Genomic DNA, 17657 nt, shown 5'->3' on the forward strand with positions numbered 1-17657 from the left:
CGAGCGAGAGCTCGGCCGCGCCCCGCAGACCCAGCAGGACCGAGGCCCACCACAGGGACGCCGCAGCGGGCGACGACCCACCCGAGCGGCGCAGTAGCAGTGAAGGTCCCACCCGACTGACGCACCAGCAGGGAACAGCCAGTAACCCCGTACCGGTCGAGCTCAGCCCGCCGGCGCCGACCAGGCGCGCAGGTCGGCCGCGACGCCCGACGGTGCGCGCCCGACCAGGCGTGGCGAAGTGACCACGGAGTGTTCCGTCGTCCACACGACTCGGTGGCCCGCCGCCACCACGCGGTGGACCAGGTCGGCGTCCTCGTGCACGGGGAGGGTCGCGAACCCACCCACGGAGCGGTAGGCGGAGGCGTGCACCCCGAGGTTGGCGCCGTGCACGTGTCGGTGGCTCCCGCCGTCGACGCCCCGCTGGTAGTGGCGCCACCACGCTGCGTGTCCCGGGGTCGCATCGGGCGGGAGCACGATGGTGCCGACCACCGCATCGGCACCCGCCGCGGCGAGATGGAGGTGGTGCTCCAGCCAGGCCGGGGGGACGCGCGAGTCGGCGTCGGTCGTCGCGATCCAGGTGCGGGTCGGGTCGTGGCCCTCCAGCAAGGTGGCCACACCTGCCGCGCGGGCGGCGCCGACCCCGGGCTCGGACCGCTCCAGCACGCGTGCACCGTGTCGCCGCGCGATCGCGGCGGTGGCGTCGACGGTGGCGTTCACGACCACGACCACCTCGACCGGGACGGTCACGCGCCGGGCCGCCTCGGCCAGGGCCGCAAGGCACGCCTCGACGTGGTCGGCCTCGTCGCGGGCCGGCACCACGACGCCGATGCGATCGACCTCAGGCACGTTCCAGCACCTCGAGCCGGAAGTCGCGCTCCTCGTGCGTCACGACGCCGCGCAGGCCGGCGGAGTGCAGGTCGGCGTGCGCGTCGTCGGGGCGCGACGCCGCCTCGTCGAAGTCGTGGCGCCAGTGCACGGCCAGCACCTGGCCGTCGTCGGTCAGGCTCTCGACGGTCCTCCGCGCGGTCAGCGCCCGGTCCGCGGGGGACAGGAAGTACAGCACCTCCGACAGCACCACCAGGTCGAAGGCGCCCTCCGGCCAGTCCTGCGGGATGGACCCGCGGCGGGCGTCGACGCGGTCCAACGCGCGCTGCCCGAGCCGCTCGAGCGCGAGGTCCACGAGGTCCATGGCCACCACCTCGTCGCAGCGTCGGACCAGCAGCTGGGTGATCTGCCCGGCTGCGCACGCGGGCTCGAAGGCGCGCCTGTACTGCGGGCGGGGCAGGCTCGCCAGGGTCAGCTCCCGCTTGCGCTCCTCGTACGGGGCGCTGTCGAGGAGCCACGGGTCCGGGTCGGTGCGGTACAGGTGCTCGAAGTACGCCGGGTCGGTCACGTGAGGACCACCTCGGGCGCGTGCAGGGCGTGGGCCAGCAGCGCCTCGGTCACCACGGGCGCGTCGGCGGGATGCGGCGAGAGCGGCTGCAGCTGGCTGCGGAAGCAGCGCAGCGCCGTCGCCTTGCGGGCGTGCGCCGCAGCGCCGTAGGGGAGCAGGGCCGCCCCGCGCAGCCACGAGGCCTGCGCGGACGGGGTGGTCACCGTCCATCGCCACACGGGGTAGCGCCAGAGGGTGGCTCCCGCGGGCGCGACCTCCCGGGCCACACGGCCGACCACGTCGTGGTCGGCGTGGCCGTCGTCCTCGAACGGCGCGACGACGAGCGCCGCGTCCGCGAGCAGGGTCGTCAGGCGGTCGCGCAGCGGTGCCTCGTCCTGGGGCAGGGCCGCGTCGCGCAGGCCGAGGTGGGTCACGTCCGGCCGCTCGTGCCCGAGGACGGCGAGCGCCTCGGCGAGCTCGGCCCGGCGCACGGTGCGCAGCTGGCCGGGCGTGAGGGTCGGGCTGTCGGGGTGCGAGCGCTCGCCGTCCGTCGCCACGACGAACCGCACCGGGTGCCCGGCACGTCCGGCGAGCCACGCCCCCACCCCCAGCACCTCGTCGTCGGGATGGGCCGAGAGCACCACCACCTGGCCGGACGGCGCGGCGGCCCGGGGCAGGCTCGCGCCGCGCAGGACCTCGGACCAGGGCGCCGCCGGGTGCTGCCTCATGGGAGTCCTCCGAGCCGGGCGAGGTCACGCTCCGCGTGGTGCTGCCGCACGAAGACCTGCAGGTCGGCCACCCGTCGGGCGTGCTCGGCGTCGAACGCCAGCGGCCCCGGCCCGGTGGCGCGTCCGACGTGGTGCAGGACGGTGTCGACCGCGTCGGCCACCCCAGCGCGCACCGCGAGCGCGAGTGCCTCCACCTCGGTGTCGGGCTCGGTGTCGATCCTGCGGGCCGCGTCGTCCAGCAGGGCGCCGGCGGTGTGCAGCGCCGCGCGGACGGCGCCGCGGTGCGCCAGCCCGTGCTCGTCCAGCCGGGCTGATCTCTCGAGCACGTCCGCGACGGCCCGGGCGCCGCCGGTCCACACGGCGGCGATGCCGATCGCGCCGTGCCAGAACCCGGGCCGCTGCACGTAGGCACCGGGCGCCCCGACGTCCACCGCGTCCACGGCGTCGAGACGCAGCGTGACCGTGCGGGCGTCGGCCATGCCCGGCCCCACCCACGTCGGAGCCTGCTCGTCGACCGCGACCCCCGGCTGGTCGAGGTCCACGGCGAACAACCGGTCGTGGCCGTCGTCCTCGGCGGTCACGAGCGCGTGGGTCACCAGGTCCGCTCCCGAGCAGAAGGCCTTCGTGCCGTCGAGGTGCCACCGGTCCCCGGTCCGCGTCGCACGGACGACCGCGAACGGCGGTGCCGCCGCCCAGACGGCCCACACCCCGTCGGTGTCGATGGGGTGGTCCAGCTCGGCGCCGATCGCCACGGCGTCGTGGTGCGGCTCGGCCAGCTTCGCGAGCGACAGGTCCTCGTGCCCGAGGGCGACGAGTGCGTCGAGCCGGTCATGCGTGGCACCGCTGCCGGGAAGGGGAAGGGGGGTGCGCGTGCGTTCACGCAGCAGCTCTGCCGTCAGTCCCATGCAGCTCCCTCGTCCGGGCGACCGCAGGGCCGCCCGTGCTGCGTACCCGTTGCGAGCCGTCCGAAACGCCGAGATCTCAGGATCCGGCGATCCGCCCCGTCACGGCACCGAGTGCGATCCTCGATCCGTCGGCACCGGGAGCGGTGGCGGTGATCGTCACGGTGTCGCCGTCCTCCAGGAAGCTGCGGGTGGTCCCGTCGGGGAGCACGATCGGCTCGGTGCCGTTCCAGGTGAGCTCGATCAGGGCGCCGCGCTCCTCGCGGGCCGGGCCGCTGACCGTCCCCGACGCGAACAGGTCGCCCGGCCGCACCGACGCGCCGTTGGCGCACTGGTGGGCGAGCATCTGCGCGGGAGTCCAGTACATCGCCGCGTACGGCGGGCGGGAGACCACCTCGCCGTCGAGGCGCACCTCGAGCGCAAGATCGAGGCCTCCGGCCGGTGCGTCGTCGTCGTCGAGGTACGGCAACAGGGCGACGTCGCGGGCCGGCGGAGCCACGCGGGCCCCGGCCAGGGCCTCCATCGGCACCACCCACGGGGAGACCGAGGTGGCGAACGACTTGCCGAGGAACGGTCCGAGCGGCACGTACTCCCAGGCCTGCAGGTCGCGTGCGGACCAGTCGTTGACCAGGCAGATGCCGAACAGGCGGTCCTCGGCCTCGGCCAGGGTGAGCGGGCCGCGCACCGACGGGCCGCCGACGACGAACCCCACCTCGGCCTCGATGTCGAGCCGGGTCGAGGGTCCGAAGACGATCTCGCCGTCCGGCGCGCGGCGCTGGCCGCTGGGGCGCACCACGTCGGTGCCGGAGACCACCACCGTGCCGGCTCGGCCGTGGTACCCGATGGGCAGGTGCTTCCAGTTCGGGGTGAGTGGCTCGGAGTCGGGCCGGAACAGGCGACCGAGGTTCGACGCGTGGTGCTCCGAGGCGTAGAAGTCCACGTAGTCGCGGACCGTCCACGGCAGGTGCAGCGTGACGGCGGCCTGGGGCACCAGGTGCTCCTCGGCGCCGGACGCGACGAGCTCCAGCAGTCGGTCGCGCACCTCGGCGCGACGTTCGGACGGGTAGGACAGGACGCCGTCGATCGTGCCGTCGGCCAGCTCCTCGGCCAGGTCCGGTAGCGCCGCGGCGACGTCGAGCACGTGCGTGCCCACGCCGACTCCCACGTGCGGCGCCGCTCCGGCCGTGCTGAAGGAGCACCACGGCAGCGTCGTGGTGCCCCAGTCGACGGGATCGCTCATGCGGTCATCCTTCCGGGAAGCAGGCCGAGGTGGGCCAGGTCGGCTGCGGGGTCGTCGACCGAGCACGTGCCGAACGAGGTGAAGAGGCGACGTGCCTGCCGGACACGGTCCTCGCCGAGCGCGGCCAGGTCGGGGCCGACGCGCTCGTCCTCGCGACGGAGCACCGCCACCGCGGCATCGTCGCCGGAGCCCGACAGCAGGGTGTCGACCGCCAGCAGCACGTTGGCGAACCCGTGGTGCACGAGGCCGTCGTCGGGGTCGGTCGAGCGGACGGCGCGATGCAGGCCGGCGGTGAGCTTGAAGGGTCGCTCTGCGCGCACGAGCGACGAGAGTGCACGTCCCAGCCGCTCGGGCGTCGGAAACGCGTGGGCGTCGGGGCCACCGGTGCGCAGCTTCACGAGGGCGCCGGCCGGGACGTCGAGCACGCGGTCCGCGTCCGTCTCGACCACGAGGCAGGCGCCGGCGGGCACGGTCACCGACGCCGGGTCGCGCGTCTCCACCGCCGCCACGTCGAGCCCGGCCGGGACGTCGAACGGGGCGTCGGCCACCACGGCCACGCGGAGGGTGGCGCCACGGGCGAGCTCGGCCGCGCGGGGGAGCGCGGAGGCCGGGAGCACGAGTGGACCGACCAGCGCGGCGACGTGGTGCCCGTGCCGTGCCAGGTGCGCGGCGACTGCCTCGTCGAGCGGGAGGTCCCCGGGCGGGAACACGGCCGCGTCGTCGAGGAACGCGTCGAACGGTCCCACGAGTACGTCGCGGGGACCACTCACTGCGACCACGAGCGGTGGTAGACGCCGTCGTCGACGGCCCGACCGCCCTCGCCCAGCTCCAACGGACGGAACGTGTCGACCATGACCGCGAGCTCGTCGAAGGACTCGGCGCCCAGGCTCGCCTCGATGGCCGCCGGCTGGGGGCCGTGCGAGTGGCCGCCCGGGTGGACCGTGACCGAGCCCTTGGCGATGCCGGAGCCCTTGCGCGCCTCGTAGTCGCCGTCGACGTAGAACATGATCTCGTCGCTGTCGACGTTGGCGTGGAAGTACGGCACCGGGATCGCGAGCGGGTGGTAGTCGACCTTGCGCGGCACGAAGTTGCAGACCACGAAGTTGCTGCCCTCGAACACCTGGTGCACCGGCGGCGGCTGGTGGATGCGCCCCGTGATCGGCTCGAAGTCGTGCACGCTCAGCGCGTAGGGGTAGAGGCAGCCGTCCCAGCCGACGACGTCGAACGGGTGGTCCGGGACCACGTGCACCGTGCCCGCCAGGCCGCCCGGGCCGGAGCCGCGGTGCTTGATGAACACCTCGACCGGTCCCTCCTCACGCACCTCGGGCTCGCCGGGTCCGCGCAGGTCACGCTCGCAGTAGGGCGCGTGCTCGAGCAGCTGGCCGTAGCGCGACAGGTAGCGCTTGGGCGGGGCCACGTGGCCGTTCGCCTCGATGCAGTAGGCGCGGGTCGTGGTCTCGACCACGTAGCGATGGGTGGTGGCGCGGGGGACCACCAGGTAGTCGCCGGGGCCGTAGGTGAGGTGGCCGAGCACGGTCTCGAGCACGCCCGTGCCGGCCTCGACGAACACGATCTCGTCGCCCGTGGCGTTGCGGTACAGCGGCGACGTCGCGTCCGCCACGACGTAGGAGATCCGCACGTCGGCGTTCCCGAGCACGAGTCGTCGTCCCTGGACGACGTCGGTACCGCCCTCGTCGAACAGGTCGTGCAGGCGCAGGTGCCGCGGGAGCAGCGGCTCGTTCGGCGTCGTGGTCTGGTCCGGCAGCTCCCACCGTCGCGCCTCGAGCACCGCCGACGGCACGCCCACGTGGTAGAGCAGCGAGGAGTCCGAGCTGAACCCCTCCTCGCCCATCAGCTCCTCGCGGTACAGCGTCCCGTCGGGGGAGCGGTGCTGGGTGTGCCGCTTGGGCGGGATCGATCCGGCGCGACGGTAGTGCGCCATCAGAAGTTCCCGCGCTTGGCCTGCTCACGCTCGATGGCCTCGAACAGCGCCTGGAAGTTCCCCTTGCCGAAGCCGAGGGACCCGTGCCGCTCGATCAGCTCGAAGAACACCGTCGGCCGGTCGCCGATCGGCTTGGTGAAGATCTGCAGCAGGTAGCCGTCCTCGTCGCGGTCCACGAGGATGCCGCGGCTCTGCAGCTCCTCGATCGGCACGCGCACCTCACCGATCCGGGCCCGCAGCGCCGGGTCGGTGTAGTAGCTCTCGGGCGTGGCGAGGAACTGCACGCCGCGCTCACGCAGGTGGTCGACCGTCGCCAGGATGTCCTCGGTGGCCAGGGCGAGGTGCTGGGCGCCGGGACCGCGGTAGAACTCGAGGTACTCGTCGATCTGCGACTTCTTCTTCGCGATCGCCGGCTCGTTGAGCGGGAACTTGACCCGGTGGTTGCCGCTGGCCACCACCTTGCTCATGAGGGCGGAGTAGTCGGTGGCGATGTCGTCGCCGATGAACTCGGCCATGTTGGTGAAGCCCATGACGCGGCCGTAGAAGTCGACCCACTCGTCCATGTGGCCCAGCTCGACGTTGCCGACCACGTGGTCCAGTGCCTGGAAGACGAGGCCACTCTGCCGCCCACGGCCCGGCACCCCCGCCGGGTCGCGGTGCACGGTGGTGCGGCGCTCGATGAAGCCGGGGAGGTAGGGGCCGGCGTACCGGCTGCGGTCCACGAGCGAGTGCCGGGTGTCGCCGTAGGTCGCGATGGCCGCGACCCGCACGGTGCCGTGCTCGTCGCTCACGTCGTGGGGCTCCTCCAGCACCGTCGCACCCTGGGCGCGGGCGTGCTCGATGCAGCGGTCCACGTCGGGCACCTCGAGCGCGATGTCGACGACGCCGTCGCCGTGACGGCGGTGGTGGTCGGCGACCGTCGAGTCGGGGTCGACCGCGCCCTTCAGCACGAACCGCACCGCGCCGCTCTGCAGCACGTACGCGTGGTGGTCGCGGTTGCCGGTCTCGGGGCCGGAGTAGGCCACGACCTGCATCCCGTAGACGTTCTCGTAGTAGGCGGCGGCCTGGGTGGCGTTGCCGACCGCCCACACCAGGGCGTCCCAGCCGGTGACGGGGAAGGGGTCGGCCGAGTCGTCGTGCTCGACGAGACCGACGAGCCTGCGCAGCTGCTCGAGGTCGAGGTCGGCGAGCCGCTCGGCGTCGGTGAGGATCGTGTCTGGAGTCGTCGTCATGTGGTCCAGGTCACCGCCTTCTCGTGTGCTTGGCAACCTGCCTGGTCCGAGGTAGACAGATAAGGCGTTCCTGCCGAGTAGAGTCCCCTGAGACTGGTCAATCTGCAGAGGAATCACCCATGGATGCTCTCGACCTCGCCCTCGTCGCCGCACTGCGCGAGCACCCCCGCGCCGGGGACCTCGAGCTCTCGCGCGTGGTCAAGGTCGCGCGCGCCACGGTGCAGTCGCGCCTGGCCAAGATGGAGGCGGCCGGCGTCATCACCGGCTACGGCCCCGACGTCGACCTCACGGCGGCCGGCCTCCCCGTCCTGGCCTTCGCCACCCTCGAGATCGCCCAGGGCCGGCTCGAGGACGTGCGCGCCGAGCTCGACTCGTTGCCCAACGTGCTCGAGGCCTACGTGACGAGCGGGACGGCCGACGTCGTGTGCAAGATCGCCGCGTCCTCCCACGCGGACCTGCAGGACGTGCTGCTGCACATGAGCACGTCGGGCTCGATCGTGCGGTCGACGAGCATCGTCGTGCTCAGCGAGCTGGTGGCCCCGCGCGTGCTGCCCGTCCTGGCGCGCGACGTGCAGGGCGGTGGCAGGGCGCCCCGCTACCGCTGACCGAGGGCCTGGATCACGCGTCGCGATCCGCGGCCGTGGTGGCGGGTGACCCGTGTCGGCTCGCCCAGGCGGCCAACGCCCCGCCGACCGCGAGCAGCGCCGTCATCACCACCCAGCTCGTGCCGTACGGCTGGTTGAGGATCGTGTCGTTGTCGGGCTTGCCGCCCTGCCCGCTCAGCACGGGCAGGAAGGTCACGGTGAGGGTCGCCCAGACCAGGAACGCGATGCCGAGGGCCGCGTGGCGAGGAAGCAGTCGGGACGCCCCGACCCCGAGCGCGACCGTGACGGGCGCGAGCACCGCGTCGTGGACCAGCACGCCGGCGACCAGCCAGACGACGAGCGAGACCAGCTGCTCGGACGTGAACTCGCGCATGAGCCACAGCCCCCACAGCCCGCAGCCCACACCGACGAGCACGAGGATCGCGCGGGCGGCCCTCATGCGGTCACCTCGAGCCGACGGACCCACTTGGTCTGCAGCACCCCGGGCCGGTTCGGCGCGATGATGCGGCACGGGTACCCGTGGTCGAGCGACAGCGTCTCGCCGTTGAGCTCGAGGGCGAGCAGCGTGCGCTCGTCCTGCGTGAACGCGGCCGGCAGGTCGGTGTTCGCGAACGCCCCGCGGGTCTGCATCGAGGAGACTCGCACGTCGGACCCCGGAGGTGCGTCGACCAGGGCGAGGACGTCGCGGACGGCCACGCCGGTCCACACGGCGTCCTTGCTCCACCCCTCGACGCAGGCCATGGGCAGGCGGTGCGTCCTCTGCGGCAGCTTCGCCAGCTGCTCGCGCGTGAGCGAGACGGTGCGCCCACCCGCGACGACCTCGAGCACGTAGTCGGGTGAGCTGGCGCCGTCGACCGCACCGGCCGCCCTCGCGGTGCGGTTGATCGACAGACCCTGCGGGCCGTCGCCGTTGCGGACCGCGAACACCGAGACGTCGCGCAGCCACGGGACCGACTGTCCGGCGGTGAGCAGGACCGTCAGCCCGGACGCCGAGACCGCGCCGAGCAGGACGGCACGGCGCGTGGGACCGTCGCCGGCATCGGGGGGCCCGTCCTCGTGGTCGTCGTCGACGGGATCGTCGTCGATCGGGGCGCCGAGGGCGGTGCGGATCACCGGCAGCTTCACGGCCACGTGCACGATCAGTGCCCCGATCGCCACCCAGGCCACGGCGTTGTGGGTGCGTCGGAAGCTGAAGTCCCAGGGGTACCACTGGGCGATGTTGAGCAGCCCGCTCGCGAGCATGAACACCGCCGAGGCGACCAGTGCGGCGATCGACGCGCGCTCCAACGCCTCGACCACCAGGGCGCGGCGACCCGACGGCGGGCGCACGAACAGCCGCGGGAAGACCGACCACAGCTTGACCAGCAGCAGCGGCACCGCGGCCGTGCCGGCCACGACGTGGACCCCCTGGGTCACGCGGTAGAGCCAGGCGGGCGACGGCCCGAGCGGCACCCAGTCCTGCGGGTCCTGCTGCAGGTGGCTCCAGATCCCGGTGACGAAGCACAGCCCGAACGCGACGCCGAGCGCGACGCCCACGCGCGCGCTCAGCCCCGTGCCGCGCGAGCGGCTCGTGAAGGCGTCGGGACGGGGGAGCAGCCGCTCGACGTCCTGGACGGTCGGCAGCCTCATCGCGTGTCCCGCGACGTCATGCGTCCTGCTGCCATGCGTCCCGCTCTCGTGTGCTCGACCCTGGTGTGACCGATCCTCTCGCACCTGACCGGTCCGTGTCCGACGTAGTCGCGGCCACGCAGCGCGTCACAGCGCCGCGAGACGTCGGACGGCCTCGTCGATGACGTCCGGCCTCTTGCAGAACGCCCACCTCACGAGCGGCCTGCCGGGGTTGTCCTCGAGTGGGGTGTCGGGGTCGTGGAACACCTGGTGCGGCACGGCCACGACGCCGACCCGCTCGGGCAGCGCGAGGCAGAACTCGAGCCCGTCCTCGAAGCCGAGAGGGCGGATGTCGGTGGTCGCGAAGTAGGTCCCGTCGGGCACCACGACGTCGAAGCCGACGTCGGCCAGCCCTGCGCACAGCTGGTCGCGACGGGCCCTCATGCCGTCGGTGAAGGAGGCGAAGTAGTCGTCGTCCAGGCGCAGCGCGGCGGCGATGGCCGGCTGCAGCGGTGCGCCCGACGTGAAGGTGAGGAACTGCTTGGCGCCCAGGAGCGACCGCACCAGCGACTCGGGGCCGGTGGCCCACCCGACCTTCCACCCCGTGAACGAGAAGGTCTTGCCGCCGCTGGAGATGGTGAGCGTGCGCTCGCGCATGCCGGGCAGCGTGGCGATCGGCACGTGGGTCACGTCGAAGGTCAGGTGCTCGTACACCTCGTCGCTGATCACCACGAGGTCGTGGTCGCGGGCCACCTGGGCCACGGCGGCCAGCTCGTCGGGCGTGAGCACCGTGCCGGTGGGGTTGTGCGGGGTGTTGAGCAGGATCGCGGTGGTGCGCGGCGTCACGGCGGCGCGCAGCTCGTCGACGGGGAGGCGGAAGTCCGGTGCGCGCAGCGTGACCGGGCGGCGGACGGCACCGGCCATCTGCAGCACCGCCACGTAGGAGTCGTAGTAGGGCTCCAGCACGATCACCTCGTCGCCGGCCTCCACGATGCCGAGCACCGCGGCCGCGATGGCCTCGGTGGCGCCGGTCGTGACCGCGACCTCGGTCTCGGGGTCGACCTCGAGGCCGTACCAGCGGCGTTGGTGCTCGGCCACGGCGAGCCGGAGGTCAGGCACGCCCGGGCCGGGTGCGTACTGGTTGGCGCCCCCGCGCAGCGCGGCCACGGCGGCGTCGATCACCGCGTCGGGGCCGTCGGTGTCGGGGAACCCCTGGCCGAGGTTCACGGCACCGGTCGAGGCCGCGAGGGCACTCATCCGCGCGAAGATCGTGGTGCCCAGTCCGTCGATCCGGCTGCTCTGCGTCCTCATCCCTCGCGACTCTACGCACCGCGGGCCCGCCCCGGTGGTCGACCTGGACGCGTGCGTCCCGAGCCCGGACAGAGCGCTGCCCCGCCGTTCTCGGGGGGTGAAACGGCGGGGCAACGGTCCTGATCCTAGTGGCCCGGCGGGTCAGCGCTGGGCGGATTCGAGCCAGAAGGCCGCGCGACCGATGAGATGTGGGTCACAGTCGACGCGGGGTGGCCGCCTGGACGAGGGTGAGAGAATCGGCCCCATGACCACCGCGACCGCGCCCTCCCCGCCCGCCGGGGGTGGACGTCGTGCTCCGCGGCAGCGTCGTTTCTCCCTCGTCCGGCTCCTCGGCGTGGTGCTGATCCTGTCGGGTCTCGGCGTGCTCGGGTACGTCGCCTGGCAGTACTGGGGCACCAACGTCGTGGCCAAGCAGCAGCAGGCCGAGATCCGCCAGATCATCTCCGACGACTGGAAGAACGGCACCGACGGGAAGAACATCGGGCTCCTGCGCGTGCCGCGCTTCGGCACGGAGTACGAGGTCCCCATCGTCAAGGGCTTCGACCAGGAGTCGCTCTCCAAGGGCGTCGGCATGTACGAGGAGGCGGCCCTGCCGGGAGAGCTCGGCAACTTCGCGATCGCCGGGCACCGCGTCACCCACGGCGAGCCCTTCCGCGACTTCCTGAAGCTGAAGAAGGGCGACCTCGTCCACATCGAGACGCGCACGGCGGTGTTCACCTACCAGCTGCGCAACGACGGTGACTCGCTCACGCTCGACTTCACCGTCGGCTGGCCGCTGCAGCAGGTTCCGGACCCTGACATGCGGGGCGAGCCGCCGACCGCCAACGTGCTCACGATGCTCACCTGCTCGGAGCTCTTCCACACGCGCAACCGCAACGTCGTCTTCGGCGACCTGGTCAAGATCGTCGACAAGTCCGACCCCGAGCGGAAGATCCCGCTCCCCGGCGCCTAGGAGCCCCCGCGACCATGCAGGACTACCAGCGATCCTTCGTGGAGTTCGCGATCGGCCACGACGTGCTCCGGTTCGGCTCCTTCACGCTGAAGTCGGGCCGGACGTCGCCGTACTTCTTCAACGCCGGCGGCTTCGACACCGGCGCACGGCTCGCCGGGCTGGGCCGCTTCTACGCCGCGGCGATCGCCGAGCGCGCGCCCGACTTCGACGTGCTCCTGGGCCCCGCCTACAAGGGCATCCCCATCGCCGCGGCCACCGCGGTGCAGCTGGCCGAGCACCACGGGCGCGACGTGCCGTGGAGCTTCAACCGCAAGGAGGCCAAGGACCACGGCGAGGGCGGGATGATCGTCGGCGCACCCCTCCAGGGACGGGTCCTGCTCGTCGACGACGTGATCACCTCGGGCAAGGCGATCCGGGAGGTCGTGCCGCTGGTGGAGGACGCCGGCGCCGAGCTGGCCGGCATCGTCGTGGCCGTCGACCGGCAGGAGCGTGGCGCGGGCGACCTCTCGGCCGTCGACGAGGTGCGCCGCGACCTCGGCGTCCCGGTGGAGGCGATCGTGACGTTCGACCACGTCATCGAGTTCCTCGAGGAGTCCGGCCGCCACGCCGAGCACCTCGACGCGGCACGCGCCTACCGCGACCAGTACGGCGCGTGACCCCCTCGCTGGACCCGGGCACGAGGGGCGGGGCCGAGGGTGACGGTGTCGAGGGTGACGGCGTCGAGGTGGGTGTGGGCCCGTGGGAGGGGCCCGTGCCCGACGACCCCCGGCTCGACCCGACGCTCCTCGCCGAGGGGGACCGGCGCAACGTCGTCGACCGCTACCGGTACTGGAGCGTCGAGGCGATCGTCGCCGACCTGGACACGCGCCGGCACCCGCTGCACGTGGCGGTCGAGAACTGGCAGCACGACTTCAACATCGGCTCCGTGGTGCGCACCGCCAACGCGTTCAACGTCGCGGCCGTGCACGTCGTCGGCCGGCGCCGGTGGAACCGGCGCGGCGCGATGGTGACCGACCGCTACCTGCACGTCCACCACCACGCCGACGTCGAGGCGCTGGCGGCCTGGGCCGACGAGCAGGACCTGCCGCTGCTCGGCATCGACAACCTGCCCGGCGCGGTGCCGCTCGAGACCACCACGCTGCCCCGTGCCTGCGTGCTGCTGTTCGGCCAGGAGGGCCCGGGCCTGAGCCACGCGGCCCGTGCGGCGTGCGCGACGACCCTGTCGATCGCCCAGTTCGGCTCGACCCGGTCCATCAACGCCGGAGCCGCCGCCGCCATCGCCATGCACGCCTGGGTGCGCGAGCACGCCGGCTGACGGCCGGGCCGTCTGGGCGGGCGTGCGTCGGTGCGTCGCCCTAGGCTCGGGAGCATGAGCCGCGTCGTCGTCATCGGGGGTGACGCGGCGGGCATGACGGCCGCGTCGTCCCTCAACCGTCTCGTGCCCGACGTGGAGGTGGTGGTGCTCGAGCGCGGGCACCACACCTCCTACTCCGCCTGCGGGGTGCCGTACTGGGTCGCGGGCGAGGTCGACGGCCCCGACGCCCTCGTGGCCAGGACCCCCGAGGAGCACCGCGAACGGGGCATCGACGTGCGCCTCGGCAGCGAGGCGACCGCGGTCGACACCGACGCGCGCACCGTGACCTACCGCGACCTCGCAGGCGAGCAGGTCGTCACCTACGACCGCCTCGTCGTCGCCACCGGAGCGCGTTCGATCCTGCCCGAGCTGCCGGGCATCGACGCCGGGAACGTGCAGACCGTCAAGGACCTCGTCGACGGCCAGCAGGTGCTCGACCGCATCCGCGCCGGCGCGCGCCGGGTGGCCGTCGTCGGCAGCGGCTACATCGGCATCGAGATGGCCGAGGCGTGCCTGGCCCAGGGGCTCGAGGTCACCGTGGTCGAGCGCGAGAGCACCCCGCTGCCGATCGTCGAGGACGAGATCGGTGAGCTCGTCGCCGACGCCATGCGCGAGAAGGGTGCCCAGGTGGTCACCGGTGCCGCGGTCACCGGCTTCGGCGTGGGAGCGGACGGCGCCGTCACCTCCGTGCGCACCGACGAGGACGACTACCCGGCCGACCTGGTCGTCGCGGCCTTCGGAGTCGCGCCGCGTGGCGACCTGCTCACGACCGCTGCCACTGGGCCGAAGGACGGCATCGTCACCGACGACCAGCAGCGGGTGCTCCGTCCGGACGGGTCGGTCCTGGCCGACGTCTGGGCCGCGGGTGACTGCGTGGTCACCCTCGACCGCCTCACGGGGACACCGATCCACCTGCCGCTCGGGACCCACGCCAACAAGCAGGGCATGGTGGCGGGGGAGTCCCTGGCGGCCTCGCTCGGCGCCGACTGGTCGGGACGGGTCTTCCCCGGCGCCGTGCAGACCGCCATCACCAAGTTCTGCGACCTCGAGATCGCGCGCGCCGGACTCGGCCGTGCCCAGGCCGACGACGCCGGGCTCGACGTCGTGAGCGCCTCGGTGGAGTCCACCACCGTCGCCGGCTACTACCCGGGTGCGGAGCCCATGACGTTGTGGGGGCTGGCCGAGCGTGGGACGCGGCGCCTGCTCGGCGTGCAGGTCGCGGGCGGGCGCGGCGCGGGCGCCCGGATCGACGTGGCGGCCATGGCGCTGTGGTCGCAGATGTCCGTCGACGAGCTGGTCATGACCGACCTGTCGTACGCGCCGCCGTTCTCGTCGGTGTGGAGCCCGGTGCAGGTGCTCGCCCGGGCTCTCGTGAAGCGCCTGGACCAGTAGGGTTGACGTGACCGCTCGTCCGGTCGACCAGCCGACCTCCAGGAGACCTCCATGCCCGTCGCCACTCCCGAGATCTACGCCGCGATGCTCGACAAGGCCAAGGCCGAGTCGTTCGCGTACCCGGCGATCAACGTCTCGTCGTCGCAGACGCTGAACGCCGCACTCGCGGGATTCGCCGAGGCAGGGTCCGACGGCATCATCCAGGTCTCCACCGGCGGCGCGGAGTACTTCTCCGGCCCCACCGTCAAGGACATGGTGTCCGGCTCGCTGGCGTTCGCCGCCTTCGCGCAGGAGGTGGCCAAGAAGTACCCGGTCAACGTCGCGCTGCACACCGACCACTGCCCGAAGGACAAGCTCGACGGCTTCGTCCGGCCCCTGCTGGCCGCGTCGGCCGAGCGGGTCGCCGGCGGCGGGCTGCCGTACTTCCAGTCGCACATGTGGGACGGCTCGGCCGTGCCGCTCGACGAGAACCTGGTGATCGCGCAGGAGCTGCTCGAGAAGGCTGCCGCCGCGCACATCATCCTCGAGGTCGAGATCGGCGTCGTCGGTGGCGAGGAGGACGGCGTCGAGGCCGAGATCAACGACAAGCTCTACACGACGCCCGAGGACGCCCTGGCCACCGCCGAGGCCCTCGGTCTGGGCGAGAAGGGCCGCTACCTGACGGCCCTCACGTTCGGCAACGTGCACGGCGTCTACAAGCCGGGCAACGTGAAGCTGCGGCCCGAGGTGCTCAAGGCCGCGCAGGATGCGGTCAGCCAGAAGTACGGCAAGGACGCCCCGTTCGACTTCGTCTTCCACGGCGGTTCGGGCTCGCTGCCCGAGGAGATCTCGGCGGCGGTCGACTACGGCGTCGTGAAGATGAACGTCGACACCGACACCCAGTACGCCTTCACCCGCCCGGTGGTCGGCCACATGTTCAGCAACTACGACGGCGTGCTGAAGATCGACGGCGAGGTCGGCAACAAGAAGGCCTACGACCCCCGAGCCTGGGGCAAGGCCGCCGAGGCCGGCATGGCCGCCCGCGTGGTCGAGGCCTGCCAGAACCTGCGGTCGGCCGGCACGTCCCTCTGAGGTCACGGTCTCGGGCGGTTTGACGCCTTCGCGTCGGTTTCCCGCCTCCGGATCGACGTGAAGGCGTCACAACGCGGATCGGGTGCCCGGGGAAGCCGGTCGCGCCCGGTTCGGGGCTGCGCCGGTTGCCGCGGGCATCGAGGTGGGCTCCGAAAGGGCCTCGACCGGGGCGGACCCGGCGTGCCGGCGGGGTTCCCGGGCCGCGGCTCGCGTTTCGGACACTTCCGGGGCGGTTGAAGGGGTCGGAATGCCCCGGAAGTGTCCGAATCCAGCGTTGTGACGCCATTGCGTCGATTGCGGGCCGCGAGATCGACGTCAAGGCGTCAAGACGCGGATCGGGGGCCCGGGGCGCCCGGCCGTGCCCGGCGCTCCTGTCCGTCGAGGCTCTTTCGGAGGCCGCCGCGAGACCCAGCCGCAGCAGCGCAGCATCAACGCCGAAGCCGGGCCCGACCCCACGCTGGACGCGCGAGGCGGCGAGCGGGACCCGGTGCGTAGGGTCGACACCATGACGAACCTGCTGGGCGAGCCGCCCGAGACGTTCCTGCCCGTCGACCCCGGGGCCGCGGAGCTGGCGACCGGCACGTCGCCGCAGGCCGTGGCCTCGACGACCCCGGACTCGGTCCTCGCGTGGGCCCTGCTGGCGCAGGACGCGCTCGACGACGGACGCGACCTGGAGGGCTACGCCTTCGCGCGCACGGCCTACCACCGCTCGCTGGACTCCTTGCGGCGCAACGGCTGGAAGGGTCACGGACCGGTGCCGTGGTCGTACGAGCCCAACCAGGGCTTCCTCCGCTCGCTCGCCGTGCTCGCCACGGGGTCCGAGCGGCTCGGCGACGACGCCGAGGCGCATCGCTGCCGCGAGTTCCTCCACGAGTCGAGCCCGGAGGCGTACGCCGAGCTCGTGCGCTGACCCCTCGGACCCCCGTGGGGGCGGGTGCGTGTCAGTCCGGGAGGTCCGGAGGCGCGCCGGCCGGGGCGCGCAGGCGCAGGCGACCGGGCTCGACCCGCCATGCGTGCCGCGTGCTCGGCGACGCGATCTCGCCGTCCAGGTTCGCCGGCGTCGACTCGCCGGTCACCGTCACCTCGTGCACCTTCAGGTACACGACGTCGTCGCGCATCGGGTGCCGACCGCGCCGCAGTCGCCACGCGTAGGCGAGGCGCTTCCAGCGGGCGTGCGCCCACACCACGGCCACGTCGAGCGACCCGTCGAAGGGGTCGGCCTCCGGCAGGAGCGGCGCGCCGCCCCCCACGTACCGGCCGTTGCCCACCGCCACCTGGATGAGCCGACGCGGTGAGTGCACGGGCTGCCCGTCCACCGTCACCGACGCGCGGATGCCCTTGCCGACGACACCCGTGATGACGGCGCCCATGGCGTAGCCGACGGGCCCGAAGGCCTTCTTCCACGGCTCCGCCTTGATGTTGGCCTCCGCGCCCAGCCCGATGTGCGCGGCGTTCACGACGAGCCGGTCGTCGTCGTCGCGGATCAGGTCGGCGAGCCGGGGCTCGGAGTCGAGGGCCTGACGGGCCGCCTCGACCGGGTCGTCGCTGATGCCCAGCGTGCGCACGAAGTCGTTGCCCGTCCCGAGGGGGACGATCGCGAGCTCGACGTCGTCGAACTGGTCGAGGTCGTCGATCGCGGTGACCACGGCGTGGATGCTGCCGTCCCCTCCGACCGCCACGACCACGCCGCCGCGCGCCGCACGCACCGCGTCCCGCAGGTCGTCGGCGTCCTCGGTGCGGCGCACCTCGAGGGTCACGCGCGCCCGCAACGTCTCGAGCGCCTCCTCGAGGCGCGGGTCGTCGCTGCTGCCTGCCTGGGCGTTCACCACAGCGACCCAGGGTCCCGTGCCGGTCATGGCGCTCCCTCCGCGCTGGCGTCGTCGTACGAAACGCCCCCTCCCGGCGCCCTCGGAGCCTATGCCCCGACGGCACCCGGCGCAGCGTCGAC

At 73.0% G+C, this 17657-nt stretch carries 19 protein-coding genes; 7 read left to right on the top strand and 12 right to left on the bottom strand.

The window, feature by feature from the left end; translation table 11 throughout:
• Positions 1–162 precede the first annotated feature (162 nt).
• The 8 genes from ASF37_RS15470 to hppD form a co-directional block, all read right to left on the bottom strand.
• Positions 163–846: a glycosyltransferase family 2 protein gene (locus ASF37_RS15470; RefSeq protein WP_056581557.1), complete on the bottom strand. Its 684-nt coding sequence runs from the start codon at positions 844–846 to the stop codon at positions 163–165.
• Entirely contained in the window at positions 839–1393 is a 555-nt protein-coding gene (locus ASF37_RS15475; RefSeq protein ID WP_056581560.1) for a bifunctional 2-polyprenyl-6-hydroxyphenol methylase/3-demethylubiquinol 3-O-methyltransferase UbiG, read from the bottom strand. Before ASF37_RS15475 ends, ASF37_RS15470 begins: the two co-directional genes overlap by 8 nt.
• The gene (locus tag ASF37_RS15480) at positions 1390–2100 is read right to left on the bottom strand and encodes a PIG-L deacetylase family protein (protein WP_056581561.1); all 711 of its coding nucleotides are present in this window, start codon (positions 2098–2100) and stop codon (positions 1390–1392) included. The genes ASF37_RS15475 and ASF37_RS15480 overlap by 4 nt, the downstream gene beginning before the upstream one ends.
• On the bottom strand, positions 2097–3005 hold the full coding sequence (locus ASF37_RS15485) for a hypothetical protein (protein WP_056581565.1): 909 nt from the start codon (positions 3003–3005) through the stop codon (positions 2097–2099). The genes ASF37_RS15480 and ASF37_RS15485 overlap by 4 nt, the downstream gene beginning before the upstream one ends.
• 76 nt (positions 3006–3081) lie before the next feature.
• Entirely contained in the window at positions 3082–4242 is a 1161-nt protein-coding gene (gene fahA, locus ASF37_RS15490; RefSeq protein ID WP_056581567.1) for a fumarylacetoacetase, read from the bottom strand.
• Entirely contained in the window at positions 4239–4988 is a 750-nt protein-coding gene (locus tag ASF37_RS15495) for a hypothetical protein (RefSeq protein WP_056581568.1), read from the bottom strand. Before ASF37_RS15495 ends, fahA begins: the two co-directional genes overlap by 4 nt.
• 20 nt (positions 4989–5008) lie before the next feature.
• Positions 5009–6184 (bottom strand): homogentisate 1,2-dioxygenase, encoded by a 1176-nt coding sequence (locus ASF37_RS15500; RefSeq protein WP_055969513.1) that lies wholly within the window; start codon positions 6182–6184, stop codon positions 5009–5011.
• The gene (gene hppD / locus ASF37_RS15505; RefSeq protein ID WP_056581569.1) at positions 6184–7416 is read right to left on the bottom strand and encodes a 4-hydroxyphenylpyruvate dioxygenase; all 1233 of its coding nucleotides are present in this window, start codon (positions 7414–7416) and stop codon (positions 6184–6186) included. The genes ASF37_RS15500 and hppD overlap by 1 nt, the downstream gene beginning before the upstream one ends.
• A gap of 119 nt (positions 7417–7535) precedes the next feature.
• Here hppD and ASF37_RS15510 point away from each other — a divergent pair, with 119 nt between their 5' ends.
• Complete coding sequence (locus ASF37_RS15510; RefSeq protein WP_056581572.1) at positions 7536–8021, top strand: Lrp/AsnC family transcriptional regulator; 486 nt, start codon at positions 7536–7538, stop codon at positions 8019–8021.
• Positions 8022–8034: 13 nt separating this feature from the next.
• Here the strand turns inward: ASF37_RS15510 and ASF37_RS15515 are convergent, their stop codons facing one another.
• The 3 genes from ASF37_RS15515 to ASF37_RS15525 all read right to left on the bottom strand — a co-directional run bounded on the left by ASF37_RS15515 (position 8035) and on the right by ASF37_RS15525 (position 10940).
• Complete coding sequence (locus ASF37_RS15515) at positions 8035–8460, bottom strand: hypothetical protein (protein WP_055969498.1); 426 nt, start codon at positions 8458–8460, stop codon at positions 8035–8037.
• Positions 8457–9650 carry a molybdopterin-dependent oxidoreductase gene (locus ASF37_RS15520; protein ID WP_082495550.1) on the bottom strand — a complete coding sequence of 398 codons (1194 nt, stop codon included), beginning with the start codon at positions 9648–9650 and terminating at the stop codon, positions 8457–8459. Before ASF37_RS15520 ends, ASF37_RS15515 begins: the two co-directional genes overlap by 4 nt.
• Before the next feature lie 126 nt (positions 9651–9776).
• Positions 9777–10940, bottom strand: a complete 1164-nt coding sequence (locus ASF37_RS15525; protein WP_056573076.1) for a pyridoxal phosphate-dependent aminotransferase — start codon at positions 10938–10940, stop codon at positions 9777–9779.
• 244 nt (positions 10941–11184) lie between these two features.
• Between ASF37_RS15525 and ASF37_RS15530 the strand changes: the two genes are divergently transcribed.
• The 6 genes from ASF37_RS15530 (at position 11185) to ASF37_RS15555 (ending at position 16619) form a co-directional block, all read left to right on the top strand.
• A complete protein-coding gene (locus ASF37_RS15530) occupies positions 11185–11892 on the top strand; it encodes a class E sortase (protein ID WP_056581575.1) in 708 nt (235 codons plus the stop codon).
• Between the two features lie 14 nt (positions 11893–11906).
• Positions 11907–12548, top strand: coding sequence for an orotate phosphoribosyltransferase (gene pyrE, locus ASF37_RS15535; RefSeq protein WP_055969488.1), 642 nt, complete (start codon positions 11907–11909; stop codon positions 12546–12548).
• Positions 12549–12556: 8 nt separating this feature from the next.
• Positions 12557–13207 (top strand): TrmH family RNA methyltransferase, encoded by a 651-nt coding sequence (locus ASF37_RS15540; protein ID WP_056552999.1) that lies wholly within the window; start codon positions 12557–12559, stop codon positions 13205–13207.
• A 54-nt stretch (positions 13208–13261) separates the two neighbouring features.
• Entirely contained in the window at positions 13262–14638 is a 1377-nt protein-coding gene (locus tag ASF37_RS15545; RefSeq protein WP_055969485.1) for an FAD-dependent oxidoreductase, read from the top strand.
• Between the two features lie 51 nt (positions 14639–14689).
• Positions 14690–15709, top strand: coding sequence for a class II fructose-bisphosphate aldolase (gene fbaA / locus ASF37_RS15550; RefSeq protein ID WP_055969482.1), 1020 nt, complete (start codon positions 14690–14692; stop codon positions 15707–15709).
• A gap of 505 nt (positions 15710–16214) precedes the next feature.
• Entirely contained in the window at positions 16215–16619 is a 405-nt protein-coding gene (locus tag ASF37_RS15555; protein WP_056581577.1) for a DUF3151 domain-containing protein, read from the top strand.
• 31 nt (positions 16620–16650) lie between these two features.
• Here ASF37_RS15555 and ASF37_RS15560 read toward each other — a convergent pair whose 3' ends face one another.
• Positions 16651–17565, bottom strand: coding sequence for a diacylglycerol kinase family protein (locus tag ASF37_RS15560; protein WP_055969477.1), 915 nt, complete (start codon positions 17563–17565; stop codon positions 16651–16653).
• Between the last annotated feature and the right edge of the window lie 92 nt (positions 17566–17657).

It is taken from the genome of Aeromicrobium sp. Leaf289, assembly GCF_001423335.1.
GTDB lineage: Bacteria > Actinomycetota > Actinomycetes > Propionibacteriales > Nocardioidaceae > Aeromicrobium.

What these genes read in the sequence shown, in the direction of transcription:
- ASF37_RS15480 (WP_056581561.1), bottom strand. Translation starts at nt 2,100, where the DNA reads ATGAGGCAGCACCCGGCGGCGCCCTGGTCCGAGGTCCTGCGCGGCGCG.
- ASF37_RS15485 (WP_056581565.1), bottom strand. Translation starts at nt 3,005, where the DNA reads ATGGGACTGACGGCAGAGCTGCTGCGTGAACGCACGCGCACCCCCCTT.
- fahA (WP_056581567.1), bottom strand. Translation starts at nt 4,242, where the DNA reads ATGAGCGATCCCGTCGACTGGGGCACCACGACGCTGCCGTGGTGCTCC.
- ASF37_RS15500 (WP_055969513.1), bottom strand. Translation starts at nt 6,184, where the DNA reads ATGGCGCACTACCGTCGCGCCGGATCGATCCCGCCCAAGCGGCACACC.
- hppD (WP_056581569.1), bottom strand. Translation starts at nt 7,416, where the DNA reads ATGACGACGACTCCAGACACGATCCTCACCGACGCCGAGCGGCTCGCC.
- ASF37_RS15510 (WP_056581572.1), top strand. Translation starts at nt 7,536, where the DNA reads ATGGATGCTCTCGACCTCGCCCTCGTCGCCGCACTGCGCGAGCACCCC.
- ASF37_RS15515 (WP_055969498.1), bottom strand. Translation starts at nt 8,460, where the DNA reads ATGAGGGCCGCCCGCGCGATCCTCGTGCTCGTCGGTGTGGGCTGCGGG.
- ASF37_RS15520 (WP_082495550.1), bottom strand. Translation starts at nt 9,650, where the DNA reads ATGAGGCTGCCGACCGTCCAGGACGTCGAGCGGCTGCTCCCCCGTCCC.
- ASF37_RS15525 (WP_056573076.1), bottom strand. Translation starts at nt 10,940, where the DNA reads ATGAGGACGCAGAGCAGCCGGATCGACGGACTGGGCACCACGATCTTC.
- ASF37_RS15530 (WP_056581575.1), top strand. Translation starts at nt 11,185, where the DNA reads ATGACCACCGCGACCGCGCCCTCCCCGCCCGCCGGGGGTGGACGTCGT.
- pyrE (WP_055969488.1), top strand. Translation starts at nt 11,907, where the DNA reads ATGCAGGACTACCAGCGATCCTTCGTGGAGTTCGCGATCGGCCACGAC.
- ASF37_RS15545 (WP_055969485.1), top strand. Translation starts at nt 13,262, where the DNA reads ATGAGCCGCGTCGTCGTCATCGGGGGTGACGCGGCGGGCATGACGGCC.
- fbaA (WP_055969482.1), top strand. Translation starts at nt 14,690, where the DNA reads ATGCCCGTCGCCACTCCCGAGATCTACGCCGCGATGCTCGACAAGGCC.
- ASF37_RS15555 (WP_056581577.1), top strand. Translation starts at nt 16,215, where the DNA reads ATGACGAACCTGCTGGGCGAGCCGCCCGAGACGTTCCTGCCCGTCGAC.
- ASF37_RS15560 (WP_055969477.1), bottom strand. Translation starts at nt 17,565, where the DNA reads ATGACCGGCACGGGACCCTGGGTCGCTGTGGTGAACGCCCAGGCAGGC.